Annotated in this window: 20 protein-coding genes; 12 read left to right on the forward strand and 8 right to left on the reverse strand. The window is 72.1% G+C overall.

The features are described from left to right. Positions 1-26: 26 nt before the first annotated feature. The gene (locus BUB97_RS16950; RefSeq protein ID WP_073136887.1) at positions 27-416 is read left to right on the forward strand and encodes a response regulator transcription factor; all 390 of its coding nucleotides are present in this window, start codon (positions 27-29) and stop codon (positions 414-416) included. 314 nt (positions 417-730) lie between these two features. Here the strand turns inward: BUB97_RS16950 and BUB97_RS16955 are convergent, their stop codons facing one another. Beyond that, positions 731-1,561 carry an aldo/keto reductase gene (locus BUB97_RS16955; RefSeq protein ID WP_073136889.1) on the reverse strand — a complete coding sequence of 277 codons (831 nt, stop codon included), beginning with the start codon at positions 1,559-1,561 and terminating at the stop codon, positions 731-733. Between the two features lie 61 nt (positions 1,562-1,622). Between BUB97_RS16955 and BUB97_RS16960 the strand changes: the two genes are divergently transcribed. After that, complete coding sequence (locus BUB97_RS16960; RefSeq protein ID WP_139281373.1) at positions 1,623-2,279, forward strand: hypothetical protein; 657 nt, start codon at positions 1,623-1,625, stop codon at positions 2,277-2,279. A gap of 31 nt (positions 2,280-2,310) precedes the next feature. Here the strand turns inward: BUB97_RS16960 and BUB97_RS25530 are convergent, their stop codons facing one another. The 3 genes from BUB97_RS25530 to BUB97_RS16980 all read right to left on the reverse strand — a co-directional run bounded on the left by BUB97_RS25530 (position 2,311) and on the right by BUB97_RS16980 (position 4,801). Further along, the gene (locus BUB97_RS25530; protein WP_086062279.1) at positions 2,311-3,105 is read right to left on the reverse strand and encodes a hypothetical protein; all 795 of its coding nucleotides are present in this window, start codon (positions 3,103-3,105) and stop codon (positions 2,311-2,313) included. Between the two features lie 167 nt (positions 3,106-3,272). Next, positions 3,273-3,986, reverse strand: coding sequence for a TVP38/TMEM64 family protein (locus tag BUB97_RS16975; RefSeq protein ID WP_073136895.1), 714 nt, complete (start codon positions 3,984-3,986; stop codon positions 3,273-3,275). A 5-nt stretch (positions 3,987-3,991) separates the two neighbouring features. Then, a complete protein-coding gene (locus BUB97_RS16980; protein WP_086062280.1) occupies positions 3,992-4,801 on the reverse strand; it encodes a glycosyltransferase family 2 protein in 810 nt (269 codons plus the stop codon). 177 nt (positions 4,802-4,978) lie between these two features. Here BUB97_RS16980 and BUB97_RS16985 point away from each other — a divergent pair, with 177 nt between their 5' ends. The 7 genes from BUB97_RS16985 (at position 4,979) to BUB97_RS17015 (ending at position 13,646) form a co-directional block, all read left to right on the forward strand. After that, positions 4,979-6,064: a COX15/CtaA family protein gene (locus BUB97_RS16985; RefSeq protein ID WP_073136897.1), complete on the forward strand. Its 1,086-nt coding sequence runs from the start codon at positions 4,979-4,981 to the stop codon at positions 6,062-6,064. Next, positions 6,061-8,313, forward strand: coding sequence for a PAS-domain containing protein (locus BUB97_RS16990; protein WP_073136899.1), 2,253 nt, complete (start codon positions 6,061-6,063; stop codon positions 8,311-8,313). The genes BUB97_RS16985 and BUB97_RS16990 overlap by 4 nt, the downstream gene beginning before the upstream one ends. Continuing rightward, entirely contained in the window at positions 8,310-9,758 is a 1,449-nt protein-coding gene (gene tldD, locus BUB97_RS16995; protein WP_073136901.1) for a metalloprotease TldD, read from the forward strand. Before BUB97_RS16990 ends, tldD begins: the two co-directional genes overlap by 4 nt. Before the next feature lie 5 nt (positions 9,759-9,763). Beyond that, on the forward strand, positions 9,764-10,474 hold the full coding sequence (locus BUB97_RS17000) for a TSUP family transporter (protein WP_073136903.1): 711 nt from the start codon (positions 9,764-9,766) through the stop codon (positions 10,472-10,474). Then, complete coding sequence (locus BUB97_RS17005; protein ID WP_073136905.1) at positions 10,471-10,935, forward strand: GNAT family N-acetyltransferase; 465 nt, start codon at positions 10,471-10,473, stop codon at positions 10,933-10,935. Before BUB97_RS17000 ends, BUB97_RS17005 begins: the two co-directional genes overlap by 4 nt. An 85-nt stretch (positions 10,936-11,020) precedes the next feature. Then, entirely contained in the window at positions 11,021-12,079 is a 1,059-nt protein-coding gene (locus tag BUB97_RS17010; protein ID WP_245818338.1) for a TRAP transporter substrate-binding protein, read from the forward strand. Next, complete coding sequence (locus BUB97_RS17015; protein ID WP_073136909.1) at positions 12,069-13,646, forward strand: methyl-accepting chemotaxis protein; 1,578 nt, start codon at positions 12,069-12,071, stop codon at positions 13,644-13,646. Before BUB97_RS17010 ends, BUB97_RS17015 begins: the two co-directional genes overlap by 11 nt. Positions 13,647-13,686: 40 nt before the next feature. Here the strand turns inward: BUB97_RS17015 and BUB97_RS17020 are convergent, their stop codons facing one another. Then, positions 13,687-15,027 (reverse strand): glutamate--cysteine ligase, encoded by a 1,341-nt coding sequence (locus tag BUB97_RS17020; RefSeq protein WP_073136911.1) that lies wholly within the window; start codon positions 15,025-15,027, stop codon positions 13,687-13,689. Positions 15,028-15,035: 8 nt separating this feature from the next. Further along, positions 15,036-15,764 carry a 16S rRNA (uracil(1498)-N(3))-methyltransferase gene (locus tag BUB97_RS17025; protein ID WP_073136913.1) on the reverse strand — a complete coding sequence of 243 codons (729 nt, stop codon included), beginning with the start codon at positions 15,762-15,764 and terminating at the stop codon, positions 15,036-15,038. Here BUB97_RS17025 and ubiA point away from each other — a divergent pair. The 3 genes from ubiA to BUB97_RS17040 all read left to right on the forward strand — a co-directional run bounded on the left by ubiA (position 15,757) and on the right by BUB97_RS17040 (position 18,197). Then, a complete protein-coding gene (ubiA, locus tag BUB97_RS17030; RefSeq protein WP_073136915.1) occupies positions 15,757-16,692 on the forward strand; it encodes a 4-hydroxybenzoate octaprenyltransferase in 936 nt (311 codons plus the stop codon). The two genes, BUB97_RS17025 and ubiA, sit on opposite strands and share 8 nt — an antisense overlap. Then, a complete protein-coding gene (locus tag BUB97_RS17035; RefSeq protein WP_073136917.1) occupies positions 16,689-17,342 on the forward strand; it encodes a class I SAM-dependent methyltransferase in 654 nt (217 codons plus the stop codon). Before ubiA ends, BUB97_RS17035 begins: the two co-directional genes overlap by 4 nt. Before the next feature lie 408 nt (positions 17,343-17,750). Further along, a complete protein-coding gene (locus tag BUB97_RS17040; protein WP_073136919.1) occupies positions 17,751-18,197 on the forward strand; it encodes a response regulator in 447 nt (148 codons plus the stop codon). Here the strand turns inward: BUB97_RS17040 and BUB97_RS17045 are convergent. Beyond that, positions 18,135-19,574: a sensor histidine kinase gene (locus BUB97_RS17045; protein WP_175562665.1), complete on the reverse strand. Its 1,440-nt coding sequence runs from the start codon at positions 19,572-19,574 to the stop codon at positions 18,135-18,137. The genes BUB97_RS17040 and BUB97_RS17045 overlap by 63 nt on opposite strands. 77 nt (positions 19,575-19,651) lie before the next feature. Next, positions 19,652-22,450, reverse strand: a complete 2,799-nt coding sequence (treY, locus tag BUB97_RS17050) for a malto-oligosyltrehalose synthase (protein WP_073136923.1) — start codon at positions 22,448-22,450, stop codon at positions 19,652-19,654. Positions 22,451-22,457 lie beyond the last annotated feature (7 nt).

The raw sequence follows: 22,457 nt of genomic DNA on the forward strand, positions 1-22,457 counted from the left end.
CGACGTTAGAAGGCCGGAGGTTCTCCATGACCGGGGCTGAAGAGAGTTGTGATGTGGTGGTGCTCGAGGACGATGAACTCGTCCGCGACGTGCTGACCGATATCATCGAGGATGAGGGCTTCGCCGTCTGCCCGGCGGCGACGGCCGATGACGCGCTCGCGCAATTGGACGCGCACAGGTGCTGCAGCCTGTTGCTGACCGATATCGATCTCGGCCCCGGGCCGGATGGCTTCGAGACCGCGCGCGTGGCGCAGGAGCGGCATCCTGCGCTGCCCGTCATCTACCTTACCGGCCGCCCCGGGCATGCGAATGACCGGCGCTTCGGGCCGAAGGAGCGTTTCCTCGCCAAGCCCTTCCGCACGCGGGAGTTGATCGACGCGATGCGAAGCCTGGGGGTGGTGCCTCAGGGCGCCTGAGCGGCCGCTGGGGTTGTTCTGGTCTGATGGTTTGTCCCGGGGAGAGAAAGAAGGAATTCTTCCTCTCCCCGGCCCCGTCGAAGGCAGTGCCTTCGACCCATCATCTTTTCTTCAAGTTGGAATCACGGGGCTGACGGTGCGCCTCGGGTCATGGACCCGAGGCGACTGCAAAGGCGGGAAGAACGCCTACCCACCAGAGACCCCACTGATCCGGGGCATCCACGGCAGTCAGACGGGGTTCCAAGGGCCTCAGGCCCTTGGCGGGTGAAGGGCGGAGCCCTCCTTCCCCAGATTCCAAACCCGGCCGAGAAGGATCAGAGCATCGCCAGCGCCTGCTTGCGCCGCGGCGGCGGGAAAGCGGAATCCAGCTCGGCCAGGTCCTGCGCGGTCAGGACGATGTCACGCGCCGCCGCGTTCTCGCGCAGATGCGCCGGGTTGCCGGCCTTGGGGATGGCGATCACGCCCGGGCGGTGCAGGGTGAAGGCCAGCGCGATGGCGGCGGGGCCGGTGCCGTGCCGCGCCGCCACGGCCCGCAGCGCCGGGTCCCGCAGCATCCGCCCGCCCTGCCCGACCGGGGAATAGGCCATCACCGGCATGCGGTGGCCGGCGCAGAAGGGCAGCAGGTCGAATTCCGGGCCGCGCGCCTCCAGGTTGTAGAGCACCTGGTCCGTCTGGCAGTCCGCCAGCGCCGCGCCCAGCTCCTCCAGGTCATCGACATCGAGGTTGGAGACGCCCCAGCGGCGGATCTTTCCCTCGGCGACCAGCCGCTCGAAGGCCTCCACCGTCTCGGCGAGCGGCACGCTGCCGCGCCAATGCAGGAGGTAGAGGTCGACGGTCTCCACCCCCATCCGGCGCAAGCTGGCCTCGCAGCTCCGGACCATGCGCGCGCGGGAGGCGTTGTGGGGATAGACCTTGCTGACGAGGAAGACCTCCTCCCTCCGGCCGGCGATGGCCTCCTTCACCACCTCCTCCGCCCCGCCATCCGCATACATCTCGGCCGTGTCGATCAGGGTGAGGCCGAGATCGATCCCGAGCCGCAGCGCCTCGGCCTCCGCGCGCCGGTCGGCGCCGCGCTCGCCCATGTGCCAGGTGCCCTGGCCGAGGGCGGGGACGGTGGTGCCGTCGGGCAGGGTGGCGTGCCGCATGGTGGCTCCTCTCGCGCTATCGCGCGGGACCGGGCCGCGCTTCCATGCGAAGATGGGGGCCATGAACCGGCTTGTCGCCCTTCTCCTCGCCGCCCTGCTTTCGCCCCTGCCCACCGGCCCGACCAGGGCGCAGGCCGCTGGCGGGACGGAGACCATCGGGCCCTGGCTGCTCTCCTGCAGCCTGGACCGCATGACCGACCAGTCCAGCTGCCGGATGCTGCACCGCGAGCCCGTGGCCCCGGCCGCGGCCGGCCTGGCCCCCCTGGCGCTGGAGGTGGAGGACCGCGGCGGGACACTCGTCCCCGTGGTCACGGCGCGCGACCTTTCGCTGGAGGGGGCGGCGCGCGGGGCGCTGGCGCTCGCCGGCACGGTGCAGCTGCGCTTCCCGCCCAACCGGCTGTTCGAGCTGCCCTGCGGGCTGGAGGGCCGCTCGGTGGTCTGTGCCCCGCGGGAGGCGGATCGGGCGCGCGCCGCGGCGGAGCTGCCGGGGGCGGACCGGGCGCTGGTGCGCGTGACCGGCTTCCTGCTGCCCGAGGGCCAAGCCATGCGGGACCCGGTGGAGCTGCGCCTGACCGACACCCAGGCGGCGCTTGCCCGGTTGCGCGCGCGTCAGCCGGAAGGCACGGCCCCGCGCCCGGCCGCGCCCGGCTTCTGGGACCTGCGGGAGATGCTCTCGCGCCTGCTGGCGCTGCTGGGCGCCCCGCCCTCCTCGCCCTAAGCCACGTCTGAAAGCCACGTCTGATGGCCTGCTAGAAGCGGCCGCCGATATGAAAGGTTATGTAGCCCTCTCCCGAGGCGCCCGGACAGGAGGCGCCGATGCTGAGCGGCGCCTCGCCCTTGCGCGTGAGGTCCAGCTTCAGCTCGCAGCTGGAGGGGACCTTGTCCTCCTCCCCCCTGCTGCCGAAGGCCTGGGTCGAGATCAGCTGCAGGTCGAAGCGCGCACCGGGGTGGCCGAGCGGCCCCAGGCTGCCTGAGAGACCAGCCTCCCCGCGCATGGCGAGGCCAGGCGAGGCTCCGGCCGGATGTGCGACCGAAAGTCCCGTCCGGTCGCCGATCCCGCCCTTGGCCCGGAACCGCAGCCCGTCCGGCAAGGCGAGCGCCAGCTCCTGGAGGATGGCCACGCCGACGGACGGCCGGGCCCGGCCTCCCTCCCCTTCCCAGGCTGCCTCGGCGCGGATCATCGGCACGGTGGCCAGGGAAAGCCGGCCATCCGCATAGCTCCGGTAGCGGGCGCCGAGGGTGCCGGAGCCGGTGGCCGAGACGATTTCGCCCGCTTCATCCCGCATGGGAGACGGGCTTTCGCCGGAGATCCAGAAATCCCTGTCCGGGCTGGTCCAGCCGAGCTGGGCAGCCGGCGGCTCGGCAACCGGCTTCGGGACCGCGCCCCGGGCACTGCGGATTTCGGCGACCAGGTCCTGGGCCAGGGCAGGCCCCGTGAGGAGGAGCACGGTTGCCAGGGAGGAGGCCAGGGCGGCGGCCAGGGCGGCGGCCAGGGCGGCGGCCAGGGCGGCGGAGGGAAGTCGGAGTGCGTTCCAGCCAATCATGTCAGAACCAGGGCAAATGTGGCGAAATCTTGTCCTGGGTTAACCGGCGCAGGCCGATCGCTCAAGGCACTCATGCCAGACGAGGCGAAGCGGGAGCGCGTTGTTGCAGCGCAGCATCAGCCAGGGGAGGCTGCTCAGGGCCGGAGAGGAATGACCGAAGGACGGGCTCAGCCCGCCGGCGGCTCCCGCCGGAGCAGCCACACGCCCAGCGCCACGGAGACGATGAAGAGCGCGGCGCCGAGGAGGAGCTGTGCGGTCTGGTCCACCGCCACGCCGCCGCCGAGCAGGGCGAAGACGAGGGTCTGCGGCAGGTAGCCCAGGGCCGAGGCCGCGAGGAAGGGAGCCAGGCGCAGGCCCGAGAGCCCGGCGAGCAGGTTCAGGGCGAGGTTATTGCCCACGGGCAGCAGGCGCAGCGCCAGGGTTGCGCCGAAGGGGCTGGCCGCGAGCCGGTCATGCAACGGCCGCAGGCGGCGGCCGAACCGCCCTTCCAGCCGGCGCGCCGCCCAGTCGCGCCCCACCATCCTGGCCCAGCCGAAGGAGAGCGCGCAGCCGAAGACCTGGGCGACGAGGGCCAGCGCCGTTCCCAGCCCGGCCCCGAAGGCATAGCCGCCGAGGAAGGCCACGGCCTGCCGGGGCAGGCCGGCAGCCGTGGCGGCGGTGCCGACGGCGAGGAACACCGCCTCGCCCCACAGCCCCTGGCCACGGATCCAGTGGTCCACCCATTCCGTGCCGCCCTCCCCGCCCGGGGCCAGGCCGATGGTGCGAATGATCCAGCCGGCCAGGCCCAGGCCGGCCGCCAGCAACGCCATGCGCCCGGCGGCCGCCAGGGTCGGCGGGGTGCGGCCGGGCGTGGCATCCGTGGCGGAATCGGGCGCGGCCATGGCCTTCACGGGCCGCCTGGGTCGTCGGGCAGGAGGCGCGGGCGCTTCCAACGGCGCTGGAGCCACATCATGCCCAGCAGGTCCACGATGCCCACGGCGAGCCGGTCCAGCGTGCCGTAATTCGAGACGCCACGCGTACGGGGCCGGTGGCCCACCGGCTCGCTCACCACCCGCCCGCCCCCGCGCAGCACCAGGGCCGGCAGGAAGCGGTGCATGTGATCGAAATGCGGAAGGGCGAGGAACAGCTCGCGCGGGAAGACCTTCAGCCCGCAGCCCGTATCGGGCGTGGCATCGCCGAGCAGGCGGGCGCGCACGCGGTTGGCGATGCGGCTGGTGAAGCGCTTGGTGGCCGTGTCCTTGCGGGTGGTGCGCCAGCCCGCCACCAGCGCATCCGCCCCCTCCGCCCGCGCGCGGGCCCAGAGGCGGGGGATGTCGGCGGGGTCGTTCTGCCCGTCACCGTCCAGGGTGGCGATCCAGGGGGCCCGGGCGGCGCGGATGCCGGTGACAATGGCGGCGGACTGCCCACAGGAGGCCGCGTGGCGCAGCAGGCGGACGGGCCCCGTGGCGGAAGCCGGGGCGGTGCGCACAGCCTCGGCCGTGGCATCGGTGGAGCCGTCGTCCACATAGATGATCTCATGCGGCACGCCAGCGAGGGCCGCCGCGATCTCGGCGACCAGCGGGGCGATGTTCGGCGCCTCGTTCCGCACCGGCACCACGACGGAGATCGCGGGCTGGCCCGGCGCGCCGCTGGCGGAATCGCGCGGCCAGGTGGCGCCCTCGTCGGGGCCGCCGGTGGGAAGGGTGGGCGGGGACATGCGGCGGCGGGGGGTAGCAGGGGGCGGGGGGCGCGTCCAGCATCGCGGGGCGCCCAGCGTTCCGAGATCGAAATGGCGGAGCCGGCAACACGCGGGCCCAGCCTCTTGCTCCGCATGGCGGACCATACTTCCCTGGGGTTGTTGATGTCTCGCCATTCACCCCATTTCCAGGCTGCCATGCCCTTCGACGCCCAGGCCCCCTATCTCAGCACCGCCGCCGCACCGGGCGCGCAGCCGCGCGCCATCGCGTTCTGGCTTCTGGCGGTCGCGGCCATGGTCTGGGCGATGGTCGCCATCGGCGGCGCCACGCGCCTGACCGGCTCGGGCCTCTCGATCATGGAATGGGCGCCGCTGAGCGGCGCGCTTCCGCCGATGAGCGAGGCCGAGTGGAACCGGCTCTACGAGCTTTACCGCACCATCCCGCAGTATGAGCTGGTGAACCGGGGCTTTGGGCTGGAGGGCTTCAAGGGCATCTTCTGGCTGGAATGGATCCACCGCTTCTGGGGCCGGCTGATCGGGCTGGTCTATGCGGCAGGCCTGGCCTGGTTCTGGCTGCGCGGACGTATTCCCTCCGGATATCGCGGTCGGCTGGTGCTGCTGCTCGCCCTGGGCGGGCTGCAGGGGGCCGTGGGCTGGTTCATGGTCGCTTCCGGCTTCGAGGCGGACCGTACGGCGGTCTCTCCCTGGCGGCTGGTGATCCATCTCGGCCTGGCGCTACTGCTCTTCTCCATGCTGCTCTGGACCGCCCTCTCCCTGCTGCGGCCGGAACGCGACGCGCCGGCCGAGGCCGCGCGGCTGCGGCCGCTGGCCCATGCCACGGCAGGGCTGGTCGTGCTCGCCATGCTCGCCGGCGGCTTCGTCGCCGGCATCAAGGCCGGGTTCGACTACAACACCTTTCCGCTCATGGACGGACGGCTGGTGCCGGAGGGGTATGGCGGCAGGGGGGCCTTCCTGCATGCGATGGTGGCGGATGTGGCGACGGTGCAGTTCAATCATCGGCTGCTCGCCACCCTTTCCGGGCTCGCGGCGGTTATCTTGGGGTGGCTCGCGCTGCGGCGCCTGCCCTCCGGCGTCGCGAGGCATGCGGCAGTCGGCTTCATGGGGGTGGTGATGCTGCAATACGTGCTGGGGGTCGCCACGCTGCTCCACGTCGTTCCGGTCTGGCTGGGCACGCTGCACCAGACGGTCGCGGTCGGGGTGCTCGCCATGGCGCTGCTGCTGCTGCATGCGCTGCGGCGGCCTCGCGCGGAAGCACGGGTTTGAGCAAGGCCGTCCTCACCGAAGCGATCCTACGAGCCGCACTGGACGCGCTGCCGACCGGCATCGTGATCTACGACCCCGAGGCCCGGCTGGTTTACGCGAACCCCGCCCTCTGGGCCCAGGCGGGAACCGGCACCGCGCCGCTGCCGCCCGGCACGCCACGCGCCGAGGTCGTCGCTCTCCTCGCCGGGGCGGGCCATTACGGCACGGAGGAGCACGGGCGCCGCCTCCAGGCCGCGCTGGCGCTGGACCTTTCCACGCCACAGCATCACGTCGCGCGCAATGCCGCCGGGCGCTGGCATGAGATGGGCAGCCTGCCGCTGCCGGATGGCGGCGCGGTCGGCTACTCCGTCGATGTCACCGCCACGCGCCGCTCCGAGGCGGAGGCGGTGGACCATGCGGCGCTGCTCGAGACCATCCTGGAACGGCTCGACACCGGCGTGCTGGTGAGCGACCGCGCCAACCGGATCGCCTTTTTCAACGAAGCCTACCGCAACCTCATCGGCTCGCATCCGGATGGCGTCCGGCGGGGCATGACCCGGACCCAGCTGTTCGAGCATCTGCGCGACGCCGGAGAGCTGTCGGACATGCCGCCGGAGGAGATGGCGGGGCTTGACCGGATCGGCGAGCGGGAGACCCGGGTGGTCTCGCGCCGCCGCCCCGACGGCTCGATCCTCTGGATCCGGGCCCGCCCGATGGCGGAGGGCGGCGTGCTGACCGAGGTGCATGACGTGACGGCGCTGCGCCAGGCGGAGCAGGTGGCGCAGGACCGCGCCCATCTGCTGGACGGCGTGCTCGCGGCCCTTCCGCATGGCGTCTGCGTTTATGGGCCGGACCGCCGCGTGCGCCTCGTGAACGCGGCCTACCAGCGGATCATGGTGGGAGCCGAGGTCACGGTGGGCGAGCTGCACGAGGACATCGTGAAACGGCGCATCGCCGCCGGCGAGTATGACGAGCCGGCCCGGGAGACCCTGGCCCGGCTGATGCACGACTTCGAGGATGCGACGCCCTATGAGCGGACGCGCACCCGGCCGAATGGCAGCGTGGTCACCGTGCGCTCCGCCCTTCTGCCCGATCGGGGGCTGGTGATCGTCATCACCGACGTGACGGCGCGCGCCCATGCGGAGGCCGAGTCCGGGCGCCGCGCGGCCACGCTGCAGGCCATGCTGGACAACCAGCCCGATGGCGTCGCGCTGTTCAACGCCGAGGGCTACCTGATCGCCGCCAATGCCCTGGCCGGGCGGATGACGGGGCTGGGCGACGCCATGCGGCCGGGCCGCCACCTGCTGGACCTGCGCGAGGAGCAGATCCGGGCCAGGGAGTTCGGCCTGGTGGACGGCGAGATCCAGGTCTTCGTGGCCGAGCGCGGCGACCAGCCGCTGCACAAGGTGGGGCGCTATGTCCGCCGCCGCCCGGACGGCAGCATCCTCGAGATCCGGACCGACCCGACGCCGGATGGCGGCTTCATCCGCACCTATCGCGATGTCACCGAGGACCGGCGGACCCGTGCCGAGCTGGAGGCAGCGCGCGACGCGGCCGAGGCGGCCTCTCGCGCCAAATCGGGCTTCCTGGCGACGATGACGCATGAGCTGCGCACCCCACTGCATGCCGTGATCGGCTTTTCCGAGGCCATCATGGAGGCGACGCGGATCGAGACCATGCGCGACCACGCGCAGGAGGTGCTCACCGCCGGGCGGCAGCTCCTCACCCTCGTCGAGGGACTGCTGGAGGCGACGCGGATCGAGGCGGATGCGCTGTCCCTGCGCGGCACGGTCTTCGACCCCGCGCCCACGCTGCGCAACGCCGCCATCCGCGCGCGCAAGCTGGCGAAGGACGGGCAGATCTCCTTCTGCGCCTCGATCCCGGAGAGCCTGCCGCCGCTGCGCGCGGATGAGCAGCGCTTCGGGCAGGTGCTGGACGCGCTGCTTTCCAACGCGATGAAATTCACGCCGGAGGGCGGGCAGGTGAAGCTGTTGGCCAGGGCTCCGCAGGGCACCTCCGGCACCGCCACGCTGATCGAGATCACCGATACCGGCATCGGCATGGCGCCGGAGGACATTCCCCGCGCCTTCGAGGCCTTCACCCAGCTCGAGGGCGGCTTGTCCCGCCGCTATCCCGGCTCCGGCCTGGGCCTCTACCTGGCCCGCGCCCTGGCGGGGGCGATGCGGATGACGCTGAGCCTGGACAGCACGCCCGGCAAGGGCACCACCGCGCGGCTCGTCCTGCCGCCGGCCGAGGAGATGACGGCATGACCCCCTTCACCAGTCATGGTTCGCCGCTGGACGCCACCGCCCGCCTGTTCTTCCGCGAGCTGGACGCGGCCGAGGCCGGGCGCATCACCACCGATGCGCTGTCCGGCGCGGAGGACGGGGAGCTGTTCCTCGAATACCGCGAGAGCGAGATGCTGAGCCTCGAGGATGGCCGGATCCGTTCCGCCACCTTCGACACGATGCGCGGCTTCGGCCTGCGCGCGGTGCGCGGCGCGGCCGCGGCCTATGCCCATGCCGGCGAGATCACGGCGCCCGCGCTGAAGCGGGCCGCCCTCGCCGTGCGCGGGCTGCCCGGCGAGGGCGCGATCCGCGTGGCCGAGCCGCCGCGTGCGACCAATGCGCGGCTGTATGACGCCGCCAACCCGCTTCATGCCCTGAACTTCGCGGCGAAGACGGCGCTGCTGGCCGAGATCGACGCCTATGCCCGCGCGCGCGACCCGCGCGTGGTCCAGGTGATGGCCTCGCTCTATGGCGAATGGCAGGCCGTGCGGATCATGCGCGCCGACGGGCGCGAGGTGGCCGACCTGCGCCCGCTGGTGCGGCTGAACGTGAATGTGGTGGTGGAGCGCAACGGGCGGCGCGAGACCGGCAGCTACGGCACGGGCGGCCGCTTCGCCTATGACCGCGTGCTGGGCGAGGGCACCTGGAAGGCGGCCGTGGACGAGGCGCTGCGCGGGGCCGTGCTGAACCTGGGCAGCATCCCCGCCCCGGCCGGGGAGATGGAGGTGGTGCTCGGTCCGGGCTGGCCAGGCATCCTGCTGCACGAGGCGATCGGGCACGGGCTGGAGGGCGACTTCAACCGCAAGGGCACAAGCGCCTTCGCCGGGCTGATGGGCCAGCGCGTGGCGAGCAAGGGTGTGACGGTGGTGGATGACGGCACCCTCCCGGACCGGCGCGGCAGCCTGACGGTCGATGACGAGGGCACGCCTTCCGGCCGCACCGTGATGATCGAGGAAGGCATCCTCACCGGCTTCATCCAGGACCGGCAGAACGCGCGGCTGATGGGCGTGGCGCCGACCGGCAACGGGCGCCGGCAGAGCCATGCCCATGCCCCGATGCCCCGCATGACGAACACGGTGATGCTGGGGGGCGAGCATGCGCCGGAGGAGATCCTGCGCAGCGTCAAGCGCGGCATCTACGCCGTGAACTTCGGCGGCGGGCAGGTGGACATCACCTCGGGCAAGTTCGTCTTCTCCGCCTCCGAGGCCTACATGATCGAGGATGGCAAGATCGGCGCGCCGGTGAAGGGCGCGACGCTGATCGGCGACGGGCCGAGCGCGCTGACCCAGGTTTCCATGATCGGCAACGACATGGCGCTGGATGCGGGCATCGGCACCTGCGGCAAGCAGGGCCAGGGCGTGCCCGTGGGCGTGGGCCAGCCGACGCTGAAGATGACCGGGCTGACCATCGGCGGCACGGCGGTCTAGCCCGGGTGGGGGTCGGGGAGCTCGTTCTCGCGAACCTCGCCGTGGCGGCGGCGACCGTCGTGCAGCTTTCGGCGGGGCTCGGGCTCTCCCTGGTGGGCGTGCCGATGCTCGTGGCGGTCGATCCGCGGCTGGTGCCCGTGCCCTTCGCCCTTTCCGCCCTCCTGCTCATGCTTGGGCAATGGCGCGTGGATGCGCGGGCGGTGCCGCCGGGGCTGCTCCTGCCCTCCATCGCCGGGGTGGCGGTGGGCACCGCGGCCGGCATGGTCCTGGCCGTGCTGCAGCCGGAACTCGCCACGCGGCGCGGCTATGGGCTCATCGTGCTTCTCGCGGTGGCGCTGGCCGTGGCGGTGCCCCGGCTGCGGCCCACCACCCCGATGCTCGCGGGGGCCGGCCTCGTCTCGGGCGTGATGGGCGGCATCTCGGGCGTGCACGGGCCGCTGATGGGGCTGGTGGTGTCGCACCTCTCCGCCCAGGCCGTGCGCGGCTTCCTCGGACTGTTCTGGCTGCTTGCCTATCTCGCCTTGCTCGCCATGGCCATTCCGGCCGGGCGGCTGGGCTGGGGCGAGGTCTGGCTCGCGCTCGGCCTGCTGCCGGGCATCGCGCTCGGCGCCGCCCTTTCAGGCCCGGCGCGGCGCTGGCTGCACGGGCCGCGGCTGCGCTGGGCCATCCTCGGCATCTCCGCCGCCGGCGGCATCGCGCTGGTGGCGGCGGGATGAGCGCGCTGCGCCTTGCCCGGCCGGAGGAGGCGGAGGCGATCCGGGCGCTCGTCGAGCGGGCCTATGCGCATTACATCCCGCTCCTCGGCCGCCGCCCCGCGCCGATGGATGACGACTTCGCCGCGCGGATCGCGCATGGCCAGGCCCATGTGCTGGAGCGGGAGGGCGAGATCGTCGCGCTGGCCGTGATCGAGGATCGCGGCGGCTATCTCTGGATCGAGGATCTGGCGGTCGAGCCGGCGCTGCACGGGCAGGGCATCGGGCGCGCGCTGCTGGCCTTCTGCGAGGCGCGGGCGCGCGGCCTGGGGCTGCGCGAGTTGCGGCTGCTGACAAACGAGCGGATGGAACGGAACCGCGCCATCTACGCGAAGGCGGGGTTCGCCGAGGCGGACCGGCGCGAGGACGAGGGATTCCGCCGTGTCTACATGGTGCGGCACCTGGAGGATCCGGCCGGGGGATAGGCCCTGGCGGCCGTTCCACCCCCGGGGATAGGATGGATCGGCGGCGCACCGGATTCGGCCGCGGCCTGCTTGCGATAGGATGCCGATGCCCGGTCGTCTTCCCCGTCTCATGCGCGGGCTGTGCGGCGCCGCGCTGCTCACCCTTTGCGCCATGGCGGCCCAGGCGCAGGAGCCGGCCCGCCTCCGTGTCATCGGCGGGTTGGCCGGGGTTTCCCAGTTCCTGCGCTATGAGGAGCCCTTCTGGCGCGACCGGCTGCCCGAGATCACCCAGGGCCGCGCCGTGGCGGAGATCACGCCCTCCGACCGTTCCGGGCTGAAGCCGGACGAGATGCTCTCCCTCCTCCAGCGCGGCACGGTGCCCTTCGGCACCATCCTCCTGGCCCAGGCGGCGGCCGAGGAGCCGGAATTCCAGGCGCTGGACCTGCCCCTGCAGAACCCGGACATCGGAACGCTCCGGCGGACCGTGCAGCTCTACCGGCCGCATCTCCAGCGCCTGCTGGCGGAGCGCTACGGGGTGGAGCTGCTGGCCATCTACACCTATCCCGCCCAGGTCACCTGGTGCCGCCGGCCCTTCACGGGCCTGGCCGACCTCGCGGGGCGGCGCATCCGCACCTCCTCCCTTGGCCAGGGGGAGGTGTTCGAGGCGCTGGGCGCGACGCCCGTCAGCATCCCCTTCGCCGGCATCGTGCCCGCCATGCGCAAGGGGCGCGTGGAATGCGCCGTGACCGGCGCCCTTTCCGGCAACGCCATCGGGCTGCAGGAGGTGGCGACGCATATCCAGGACATGGCGCTGAGCTGGGGCGTCTCGATGTTCGGCGCCAACCGTGAGGCCTGGAACGCGCTGCCCGAGGCGGTGCGCACCGGCATCCGGCGCGGGCTGGGGGAGCTGGAGGATGCGATCTGGAAGGGCGCGGAGGGGGAGACGGTGGAGGGCATGCGCTGCGCCACCGGCGCGCCGGAATGCACCGGCCCGCGCGGCCGGCTGACCCCTGTGCCCATGACGCCGGAGGATGCCGCGAGGCGGCGCGGCCTGCTGCTCTGGATGGTGCTGCCCCGCTGGATCGACCGCTGCGGGCCGGATTGCGCCACCATCTGGAATAGCACCCTCGCCTCCGACCTGGGGGTTCGCGCCCATGCGCGCTGAGGGCGAGCGGCGCACCCGCTGGACCGGGCGGATCAGCACCCGCGCGGCCGGAATCCTCCTGCTGATGCTGCTGGTGCTCGGCCTTCTCTCCGGCGGCTCCACGCTGATCGGCGCGCGGCAATCCGCCATCATCGGCGAGTTGGGCATCCGCCAGCGCGGCCATACGGAGGCGGTGGACGACTTCGCCAGCAGCCTCTTCTCCTTCAGCGGCTTCCTCGGCAACGTCATCCTCGGCGAGGTGCGCCCCTCCGTCGCCGCGCGCCGCGTGACGCGCGAGGTCGAGCTGCTGGGCGGTGCCTATGACGAGCTCCTGGCCCGCATCGGCGACCGGCTCGACCCGCTGCTCGTCTCCACCACGCGGGACATGATGGCACGCATGCCCGCGCTCGGCCGCGAGATGCAGGCGGCCTTCGCCGGGGAGCAGCGGGACCGCTACGCGGCGCTGAACGATGCCTGGCGCGTGCGCGCCGTGACCTTCAACAGCCTGGTGGGCGAGGCACGCCGGCTGGTGCGCGAGGAAGCCGGGGAGAACCTGGCCCGCGCGCGCCGTCTCTCGGACCAGGGGCACTGGGTGAACATGGCGGGGCTGGCGGTCGGCCTGCTCGGCCTCTTCCTCACCTGGCTCGTCCTCGTGCGGCTGACGGCCCGACCGCTCGCGCAGGTGGCGCGCGCGATGGAACGTCTGGCCCATGGGCAGGCGGAGGCGGAGGTGCCTGCCACGGATCGCCGCGACCAGGTGGGCGAGATGGCGCGCGCCCTTCTCGTGTTCCGCGACAACCTGCTGACCACGCGCCGCCTGGGCGAGCAGGCGCTGCACGGCGCGCGGCGCACGGCCATCGCCACCGGCCAGGCCTCGCAGGCCATCGGGCAGATTTCGGATGGCGCGATGACGCAGCTGACCGAGCTGAACCACCTGGCGGAGGCGCTGGGCCATAGCAGCGACGCGATCCGCGAGGTCGGGCGCATCACCCAGGGCTCCCACGACCAGACCGAGGCCGCGCGCAGGCTGCTGGCCGAGGGCCTGACGAAGATCACCGCGCTGATCGAGCTGGTGGATGCGGTGGGCGAGGACACGGAGCGCGTGACGCGCATCGCCGGCCATATCGGCCGCATCGCGACGCAGACGAACATCCTGGCCATCAATGCCGCCATCGAGGCGGCGCGCGCCGGCGAGCATGGGCGCGGGCTGGCCGTGGTGGCGGAGGAGGTTCGCGCGCTTTCGGTGAACACCGAGAACCTGGCGCAGGAGATCGCCGACGTGGTGGTGCAGGCCGGCACCCGCGCGCGGGAGGGCCGGCAGGGTGCCGCCACCGTGGGCGCCGCGATGGACGAGCTGGAACGCGTGGTGGGGGAGAGCGCCCGCCTCTCCGGCGCCACTGCCATCGCGATGGAGCAGCAGGAGGCCACCGTCACCAGCATCGCCGAGCGCGTGCAGGTGCTGACCCGCATCGGCCAGTCCAACGCCACGGCGGCGGAGGAGATCACCGCGACGATGATCGACCTCTCGCGCCTCGCCGATGAGACGCGGGCGGCGGTGGAGACGGTGGCGGCGGAGGGGCGAGGCTAGCCCCCCGCCGGGGAGGGGCGGAGCCCTTCCCCAGGGGAGGTCAGAGCGCCGCTTCCTCGAACACCCGCGACACCTCGCCGCCCCATTCCGCATTGCGCCGGAGCCAGTGGTCCGCCTGGGTTTCCCCGGATGCCGCGATGCGTTCCAGCGGCTCCAGGAAGCGCTCCTCCCCATGGCCGCGGGCGCGAAGCCCTTCGCGGGAGATGGCGAGGACGTCGCGCGCCACCTCGCGCAAAGTCAGCCCCCCGATGCTGGAATCCAGGGCGCGCATCGGCACGTCGGCCCGCAGCGCCTGCATCTGCGCCACGGACCAGCCGCGCACCAGCGCGGCGGCGGCCTTCTGCGCCGCATCGTCATAGAGCAGGCCGACCCAGAAGGCCGGCAGGGCCGAGACCATGGCGGCGGAGCCCATGTCGGCGCCGCGCATCTCCAGGAAGCGCTTCAGGCGCACATCGGTAAAAACCGTGGTCACATGGTCCGCCCAGTCGCCCATGGTGGCCCGGACGGCGGGGTCCTTCGGCAGCCCCTTCGCCATGAAGTCGCGGAACGTCGTGCCGGTCGCGTCCACGAAGCGGCCCTCGCGCATCACGAAATACATGGGCACGTCCAGCACCCAGTCCGCAAAGCGCTCGAAGCCGAACCCGTCCTCGAAGGCCACGGCGGGAATGCCGGTGCGGTCGGGATCGGTGCGGCTCCACACATGGCCGCGCAGCGTGCGGTACTCCGTCGCCTCGCCTTCGCGGAACGGCGAATTGGCGAAGAGCGCGGTGGCGAGCGGCTGGAGGGCGAGGGAGATGCGGAGCTTCTCCACCATGTCCGCCTCGTCGCCGAAATCGAGATTGGCCTGCACGGTGGCGGTGCGCAGCATCATGTCGAGGCCCATGTCGCCCACGCGCGGCATGTATTCGCGCATGATGGCGTAGCGGCTCTTGGGCATCCACGGCATCGCCTCACGCGTCGCGGTGGGGTGGAAGCCCAGCCCCGCGAAGCCGATGCCGAGCGGCTCCGCCACCGCGCGCAGGTCGCGCAGATGGTCGTCCAGCTCCGCCTCGGTCTCCTGGATGGTGATCACCGGCGCGCCGGAGAGCTCGAATTGCCCGCCCGGCTCCAGGCTCACGCTCGCTAGGCCGCGCTTGAGGCCGATCAGCTTGCCGGCATCCTCGATCCGCTCCCAGCCTTTCGTGGCCAGGCCTTCCAGCAGGGCCGCGATGCCGTCCGGCTCATAGGGCGGCGGAGCGAAGCCATCCCGGTAGAAGCCGATCTTCTCGTGCTCCGTGCCCACGCGCCACTGGTCGCGCGGCTTGCTGCCGGCGGCGAACCATCCGGCGAGATCACGCGCGGATTGGATCGGCGTGAGGTCGGCCTCGCCAGGATTGGACATGCTGTTTTCTACTCGTCCGTGTGGTGGGCCCAATCGCCGCGGGTCGCCTGCAGAACCGCGAGCGCCGAGACCGCCGCCGTCTCCGCCCGGAGGATTCGGGGGCCAAGGCTGACCATTGCAACAAAGGGATGCCGTGCCAGGGCGTCAAGTTCCGGTCCCGTGAAGCCTCCCTCCGGCCCGATGAGGAGCGAGGGCATGGGGCCCGGCGGCAAGGCCGCCAGCGGCACCGCCTCCCGCCGCTCGGCCGCGACCACCAGGGGCGTCCCGTCCCAGGCGCCCAGCGCCGTGTAGAGGGGCACCGCCTCGGCCACATCCGGCACGTCCAGCCTTTCGCATTGCTCGGCCGCCTCGCGGGCGATGAGCGAGAGGCGCGCGCGGTTCACCCGGTCCGGCACGGCGCGGGTGGTCAGCACGGGGTGGATGGCGCGGACGCCGAGCTCCGTCGCCTTCTCCACCACCCATTCCATTGCCTCGCGCTTCAAAGCCGCCATCAGAAGGACGGGGCCGGCGAGCGGGGTTTGGGCGCGGCGAGGGCTCTCCGGCATGAAGGTGGCTTCATCCTTCCGGATCGAGGCGACGCGCGCTTTCCATTCTCCGTCCCGCCCGTTGAAGAGAAGGATTTCATCCCCCTCCTTCTTGCGCATCACCGCGCCGAGGTAACGGCCCTGGCCCGGCGCCGCCGGAACGGCCTCCCCTTCGCGCAGGTCGTGGTCGGTGTAGAGTCGCGGGATGGACACGGGCAGGGATCCGTCGGACAGGAAGGCCGTGGCTCCTTACACCGATATCCGCCGCGAAGGCCTCTCCGCCTGGCTGCCCGACGCGCTGGTGCCCTATGCGCTGCTGATGCGGCTGGACCGGCCAATCGGCTCCTGGCTGCTCTTCCTGCCCGGGCTCTGGGCCTTCGCGGCCGCCGCGCCGGACTGGGGGCGGGGGGCCTGGCTCACCCTTCTCTTCGCGCTGGGCGCGGTGGTGATGCGCGGCGCGGGCTGCGTGGTGAACGACCTGTGGGACCGGGACATCGACCGCCGGGTGGAGCGCACCCGGGGCCGGCCGCTGGCATCCGGCGCCGTCTCCCCGAAACAGGCCCTGGCCTTCCTGGCGGGGCTGCTCCTGGTCGGGTTGGCGATCCTGCTCCAGCTGCCGCCAGCCGCGATCGGGCTGGGCGTGGCGTCGCTGCTGCCAATCGTGCTCTATCCGCTGGCGAAGCGGGTGACGGACTGGCCCCAGGCCGTGCTCGGGGTGGTCTTCACCTGGGCGGCGCCGATGGGATGGGCTTCCGCCACGGGCGTGCTGGAGGCCCCTGCCTTGCTGCTCTGGGCCGCCGGCTTCGCCTGGACCCTCGCCTACGACACGATCTACGCCCATCAGGACCGGGAGGATGACGCCATGGTCGGCATCGGCTCCTCCGCGCTCACGCTCGGGGAGCGGACGCGGCCCTTCCTGGGGGTGGCCTTCGCGGTGTGCATCCTGCTGCTGGCGGCGGCGGGGTGGGCGGCGGGGCTGCACCCGGTCTTCGTAGCCGCGCTCCTGCTCCCGGCCGCGCATTTCTCCTGGCAGGTTCATCGGCTGGACATCCACGACCCCGGCCTCTGCCTGCGCCTCTTCCGGTCCAATCGCGATGCGGGGCTGCTGATCGCCCTGGCTCTCCTGCTGGGCCGGCTATGAGGGGGCCTGCGGAGGCCGAGGCCTTCGTCGCCGCCCAGACCGTCATCGCGCGCCCGGCGCTGGTGCCCGAGATCCCGCTCCACCTCGCGACCGAGATCACCCCGATCTGGCAGGCCACCGAGGCCTGGCTGGGCGAGCAGGGCATCGAGCCCCCCTTCTGGGCCTTCGCCTGGCCGGGCAGCCAGGCCCTGGCCCGCTGGATCCTGGACGACCCAACCCGCGTCGCGGGAAAGCGCGTGCTGGATTTCGCGGCAGGCGGCGGGCTGGCCGCCATCGCGGCCGCCCTTGCCGGCGCGGCGGGGGTGGAGGCGGCCGAGATCGACACCCTGGCCCATGCCGCCACCCGGCTGAACGCGCGGCTCAACGGCGTGGCGGTGGCGGAAGCGCCGGGGGATGTCGTGGGCAGCCCGGCCCGTTGGGACACGGTGCTGGCCGGCGATGTCTGCTACGAGGCACCGATGACCCGGCACATCCTGCCCTGGCTGCGCCAACTGGCCGGCGCCGGGGTGCAGGTGATCCTGGCCGATCCCGGCCGCGCCTATGTCCCGCGCGAAGGCCTGGAAGCGGTGGCCCAATTCCGCGTGCCCGTGACGCGGGAACTGGAGGACCGCGACACGCGGGAGGTGACCCTGTTCCGGCTGGCCGGATGAGACCGCCCCACGGAAGGTCTGTGACCTCGTTCGGAACCTTCCGTTTGAGGGCTCCGCCCTCACCCGCCAAGGGCCTGAGGCCCTTGGAACCCCGTCTGACTGCCGTGGATACCGTGATCGAAGGGATCTCGGGTTGAAGGGGCTCTTTCCTGGCTTTGCAGTCGCCTCGGGTCATGGACCCGAGGCGCACCGTCAGCCCCGTGATTCCGACTCGAAGAAAAAGAAGAAGGTGAGGGGTCCTGGGAGAGGAAGAATTCCTTCTTCCTCTCCCCGGGACAAACCGGTCAGAACCGGCCCCCAGCCCCATGAGGCATGCCGGCCACGCGCGAAAGAGCTTTGCCGCACCACGAAACCCCAGCCCTTTGCCTTTGTTTTTCCCTGGATATTGAGGCGGATCGGGCAGGAATCATGTCGCAACGCGTGCTGATCGTGGAGGACGAGGCCCTGATTGCCCTCGACCTCTCCTTCTGCCTGGAAGCGCTGGGGCATGAGGTGGTGGCGACCGCCGCCGATTCCGCCGAGGCGCTGTCCGCCGCGCGGGAGGGCATAGACTTGGCCTTCGTGGACCTGAACCTGCGTGACGGCCCGACCGGCCCGGCCCTGGGCGAGGCCTTGGCCCGGGACTGGGACGCGACCGTGATTTACCTGACCGCCAATCCGCGCCAGGTGGGATCCGGGGTGCGAGGCCCGGTGGGCATCCTACCCAAGCCCTATACGGAGGAGGTCCTCGCCCAGGCCGTGCGCTTCGCCGTGTCGCTGCGCCAGGGCCGCTCCGCCCTTCCGCCGCCCGAGCTACGCCTCCTGACGGGTGCGGCGACGACGTTGGAGCGCGCCGGGCGGGAGTCGCGCTTCTAGCTCCATCCCCTCCGGGGGCCAGATCCGCGTCACCTTTCCGCCCAGCTGGCCCTGCACGCTGATCATCGCGAGGCGGGTGCCGAAGCCCTCATGCTCGGGTGGCCCGGCCACCTCGGGTCCTCCCCTCTCCCGCCAGTGCATCAGCAGATCCTCGCCATCCTGCTCCACGCGGATGGTCACCCGGCCGCCGGGTATGGAAAGCGCCCCGTATTTCGCCGCGTTCGTGGCCAGTTCGTGGAACAGCAGCGCCAGCGGGGTGGCGGCCGCGTCGTCGAAGACCTGGTCATCGCCGGAGATGGCGATGCGCTTCTCCCCGCCCGGGCTCGGGTCGTAGGGGGAGAGGAGATCGGCCAGGAAATGGAAGAGCGTGGTGCGGCCGGTGGCGGGCCGGCTGGCCTCGCTGTGCGGGCGCGCGAATTCATGGGCGCGCGCCAGCGCGTTGATGCGCCCGCGCAGCTCGCCCGCGAACTCCGTCGCCTCCGGATGACCGCGTGCGGTCAGGGAGACGAGGGAGGCGATGACGGAGAAGATGTTCTTGATCCGATGGCTCAGCTCGTGGCTGAGCACCTCGCGCTCCTCCGCCGTGCGGCGGAGATCGTGGATATCGGTGCAGGTGCCGAACCAGCGGGTGATGCGGCCGCGGGAATCATGCACCGGCAGGGCGCGGCCGAGGAACCAGCGCCAGGCGCCATCCGCCATGCGGAGCCGGTATTCCACCTCATAGGGGTTGCCGGTCGCCAGGGATTGCCGCCAGCGCTCCCAGGTTTCGCGCCGGTCCTCCGGATGGACGATGTTCTCCCAGCTTTCGCCCTCGGTATCGCCCTCCCGCGTACCGGTCATCTCGTACCAGCGACGGTTGTAGTAGTCGTGGTGGCCGTCGGGCCGGGTGGACCAGACGGCCTGGGGCATGGTGTCGGCAATGGTGCGGAAGCGCGTCTCGCTCTCGCGCAGCGCGGCCTCGATGTCCTTCTGCTCCGACACGTCGAGGGCCACGCCGGCGAGGCGCTGCGCCGTCCCGCTCGCATTCCGCAGCACGCGGCCGCGCAGCAGCACCCAGACCGGGTCGCCCCCGGGCGGCCAGACGCGATAGGCGATATTCAGGGGTGCGCGCCCGGCCAGGGCGGCGGCCAGGGCGCGGTCCAGCGCCGGCCTGTCCTCCGGCACCACATGCACCAGAAGGTCCGGCCCGGGGGCGCCGCGTTCGCCCAGGGAGGGGTCGATGCCGTGCAGGGTACAGGCGCGCACATCCCCATGGATGAGGTCCGTTTCCGCATCCCAGTCCCATGCGCCCGCCATGCCCGAAGCTTCCAGCGCCAGGGCAAGGCGCTGCTCGGCCCAGCTTTGGCGCGGCGCGGTGGGGGCGTCGTCAGGCAGCACGGGGTTTCCGATCGGCTCCGCCTCCAGGCTTACCCCCATCCAGCAAAGATGGGAGCGAAAGGCGAGAGCCGCGCCGTTCAATCCGTGGCGAGCAGTGCAACCGGCAGCCCGCGAAGGAGATCCCGTGCGAGGAGACGTTCTCCGCCGGCCGTTCCCCGCCCCCCCAGCGCGTCCCGGAAGGAAAGGCCCGCGAGCGCCGGCGGCAGGAGGAGCGCGGTCTCGCCCCATCGCTCCGCCGGGATGAGCGGGATGTCCGCATCGCCCAGGCATTTCGCCGGCAGGCGGGTGACCAGGGTGATGCTGGCCGAAGCGCCCTGGCGGCGGGCGAAGGCGAGGAGATGCGAGGCCAGCTCGCCCTCCCCCTCAAGCGGGATGTACTCGCCCTCGGCGAAGAGGTCCGGCAGGCGCCTACGCAGGTCGAGCGCATGGGCGATGACCGCCGCCTTCACGCGGCCGTCCTTCCACCGCGCCAGGAGATCGGCTGGCGCCTGCCCGGCCTTCAGCGCGGTCTCCCGCGCGGCGAAGTCCACGGGGCGGCGGTTGTCGGGATCCACCAGGGAGAAGTCCCAGAACTCCGTGCCCTGGTAGAGATCCGGGATGCCAGGGGCGGTGCAGCGGATCAGCGTCTGGGCCAGCCCGTTCACGGCCCCGGCCGGGGAGAGGCGGCGGACGAGATTCGCCACCTCATCCCGCAGGCGGGACGGACGGTCGCTCGCCAGCATGGCGGTGAGGAATTCCCGGCAGGCCGCCTCATAGGGCTCGTTCGGCACCGCCCATTCGGAGCGGCGCTTGCCCTCGCGCAGGGCCTTCTCCTGCCAGGCGGCCAGGCGCTGGATCAGCGCCTCCACCCCCGCCTCATCCGAGGGCTCCAGCTCCAGCGGCCAGGCACCGACCAGGGATTGGAGGAGCATGATCTCGTCGGTGGCGTCCGGCGCGGGCTCGCCATCCACCTCCTTCTTCAGCACGGCGTTCAGCCGCGTCCAGCGCGTGAGGGTGGCCGCCCATTCCTGCGGCAGTTCGGAGAGGACGGCCAGGCGCGCGCGCGTGTCCTCCCCGCGCTTGTGGTCGTGCGTGGCGGTCGCCAGCATCTCGCGCGGGAAGAACTTCGCCCGTTCCCGGCAATCGGCGTGGAAGGCGGCCGGTGTTTCGGCGAAATGGGAGGGTTCCGACCCCACCTCGTTGCGCGAGATGAGGCGGCCGTAGCGGTAGAAGGCCGTGTCCTCCACCGACTTGGCGGCGACCGGGGCCGAGAGCTGCTGGAAGCGGATGGCGGCGCGCTGGCGCTCGCGGCGCTGGGCATGCGGCAGGCCCCGCGGCGGATCGCCGCCGAGCCAGGAATCCAGCAGGTCCAGAAGCGGCCGGTCCGTTTCGCGGATGGTCCGGCGCGCGCCGGCGGTGGCCCAGTCCAGCAGGCGCCGGTCCGCCTCGCTGCGCCCGGCGATGCCGAGATAGGAGCGATAGGCCGGGAAGTGGACGAGCACCTCGGTGAGCGCGCGGCGGATGGCCGTGAGGGTGAAGTCGCGCGTCGCCAGGTCGCGCATCGCAATGCGGCGCAGGGCGAAGGAGGTGGCGTTCAGCTCGGAGGCGAGATTGTAGCGCAGGATCTGTCGGCGCGCCTCTCGCGCCTCTTCCTCGAAGGCGGCGGGGCGGCCGGTCATGGCGTGCCAGGTGGCCGCGAGGGGCTCGGCTCCCGCCGGGTCGTGCAGCACGCCCGAGACCTCGTCCATGAAGTTGTAGCCGGTGGTGCCGTCCACCATCCAGTCGCGGCGCAGCTTCTCATGCGGCGCGAGGATCTTCTCGATCAGAAGGAGCGGATGGCCCTTCGGCGCCTCGGCCGGGCGGCGCGCGGTCAGCGCCTCCAGCCGGCGGCGGAGCTTGCGGCAATAGCCGCGCGGGTCGGCCAGGCCGTCCACATGGTCCACGCGCACGCCGTCGATCAGCCCCTCGGCATAGAGGCGCAGGATCAGGCGGTGCGTCGCCTCGAAGACCTGCGGGCGCTCCACCTGCAACCCGCCCAGCGACGTCACGTCGAAGAAGCGGCGCCAGTTGATCTCGTCCGTCGCGGCCCGCCACCAGGCGAGGCGGTAGTTCTGCACCTCCAGCAGCGCATGCAGCCGGGCGCGGCCCTTCTCGTCCTTCGAGTCATGCGCCGCGATCACCGCATCGATCTGGGCGCGGCCCGCGGGCGTTGCGGCGTGATGCGCCAGCATGTCGAGCGCGAGGCCCGCGGCGGCGCGGATGGCATCGCGGTCCCCATCGACGGCGAGGGCGCGGAAGACCTGCGCCAGGCCGGCGAGCTGCGGCTCATGGGTGGCGGAGAGCAGCATGGCGTAGCTGCGCGGCGCCAGCGGGAAGCGGTGCTCGAAGTACTGGGCGTACATCTTGCCGGTCTCGGGCTCGAGATGCAGCGCGAGGTCGCCGGATTCCAGCACCGTGCCGTAGGGCGCGCCGAGGAAGGGCGCGAGCATCCGGTCCGTCAGCCCGGGGTCGGGCGGGTTCCAGTCGATGTCGAAGAAGCGGGCGAAGGGGGATTGCGGCCCCCATTCCAGCACGTCCAGCCACCAGCCATTGTCCGCGCCGCCCACCCCCATGTGGTTAGGCACGATGTCGAGGATGAGGCCCATGTCATGGGCGCGCAGCGCGGCCACCAGCCGCTCCAGCGCCTCCTCGCCGCCCAGCTCCGGGTTGATCCGCTCCGGATCCACGATGTCGTAGCCATGGGTGGAGCCGGGGCGGGCCTTCAGCAGGGGCGAGGCATAGAGATGGCTGATGCCCAGCTGCGCGAAATAGGGCACCAGCGGCACCGCCGCATCCAGCGGGAAGTCCTTGTGGAATTGCAGCCGGGCGGTGGCGCGCGGGGTCGCGGGTGCGGGCATCAGTGGG

The organism is Muricoccus roseus, assembly GCF_900141905.1.
GTDB lineage: Bacteria > Pseudomonadota > Alphaproteobacteria > Acetobacterales > Acetobacteraceae > Roseomonas > Roseomonas rosea.

What these genes read in the sequence shown, in the direction of transcription:
- BUB97_RS16980 (WP_086062280.1), bottom strand. Translation starts at nt 4,801, where the DNA reads ATGTCCCCGCCCACCCTTCCCACCGGCGGCCCCGACGAGGGCGCCACC.
- BUB97_RS17020 (WP_073136911.1), bottom strand. Translation starts at nt 15,027, where the DNA reads ATGTCCAATCCTGGCGAGGCCGACCTCACGCCGATCCAATCCGCGCGT.
- tldD (WP_073136901.1), top strand. Translation starts at nt 8,310, where the DNA reads ATGACCCCCTTCACCAGTCATGGTTCGCCGCTGGACGCCACCGCCCGC.
- BUB97_RS16950 (WP_073136887.1), top strand. Translation starts at nt 27, where the DNA reads ATGACCGGGGCTGAAGAGAGTTGTGATGTGGTGGTGCTCGAGGACGAT.
- ubiA (WP_073136915.1), top strand. Translation starts at nt 15,757, where the DNA reads ATGGACACGGGCAGGGATCCGTCGGACAGGAAGGCCGTGGCTCCTTAC.
- BUB97_RS17040 (WP_073136919.1), top strand. Translation starts at nt 17,751, where the DNA reads ATGTCGCAACGCGTGCTGATCGTGGAGGACGAGGCCCTGATTGCCCTC.
- BUB97_RS16960 (WP_139281373.1), top strand. Translation starts at nt 1,623, where the DNA reads ATGAACCGGCTTGTCGCCCTTCTCCTCGCCGCCCTGCTTTCGCCCCTG.
- BUB97_RS16955 (WP_073136889.1), bottom strand. Translation starts at nt 1,561, where the DNA reads ATGCGGCACGCCACCCTGCCCGACGGCACCACCGTCCCCGCCCTCGGC.
- treY (WP_073136923.1), bottom strand. Translation starts at nt 22,450, where the DNA reads ATGCCCGCACCCGCGACCCCGCGCGCCACCGCCCGGCTGCAATTCCAC.
- BUB97_RS25530 (WP_086062279.1), bottom strand. Translation starts at nt 3,105, where the DNA reads ATGATTGGCTGGAACGCACTCCGACTTCCCTCCGCCGCCCTGGCCGCC.
- BUB97_RS16975 (WP_073136895.1), bottom strand. Translation starts at nt 3,986, where the DNA reads ATGGCCGCGCCCGATTCCGCCACGGATGCCACGCCCGGCCGCACCCCG.
- BUB97_RS16985 (WP_073136897.1), top strand. Translation starts at nt 4,979, where the DNA reads ATGCCCTTCGACGCCCAGGCCCCCTATCTCAGCACCGCCGCCGCACCG.
- BUB97_RS17035 (WP_073136917.1), top strand. Translation starts at nt 16,689, where the DNA reads ATGAGGGGGCCTGCGGAGGCCGAGGCCTTCGTCGCCGCCCAGACCGTC.
- BUB97_RS17010 (WP_245818338.1), top strand. Translation starts at nt 11,021, where the DNA reads ATGCCCGGTCGTCTTCCCCGTCTCATGCGCGGGCTGTGCGGCGCCGCG.
- BUB97_RS17005 (WP_073136905.1), top strand. Translation starts at nt 10,471, where the DNA reads ATGAGCGCGCTGCGCCTTGCCCGGCCGGAGGAGGCGGAGGCGATCCGG.
- BUB97_RS17015 (WP_073136909.1), top strand. Translation starts at nt 12,069, where the DNA reads ATGCGCGCTGAGGGCGAGCGGCGCACCCGCTGGACCGGGCGGATCAGC.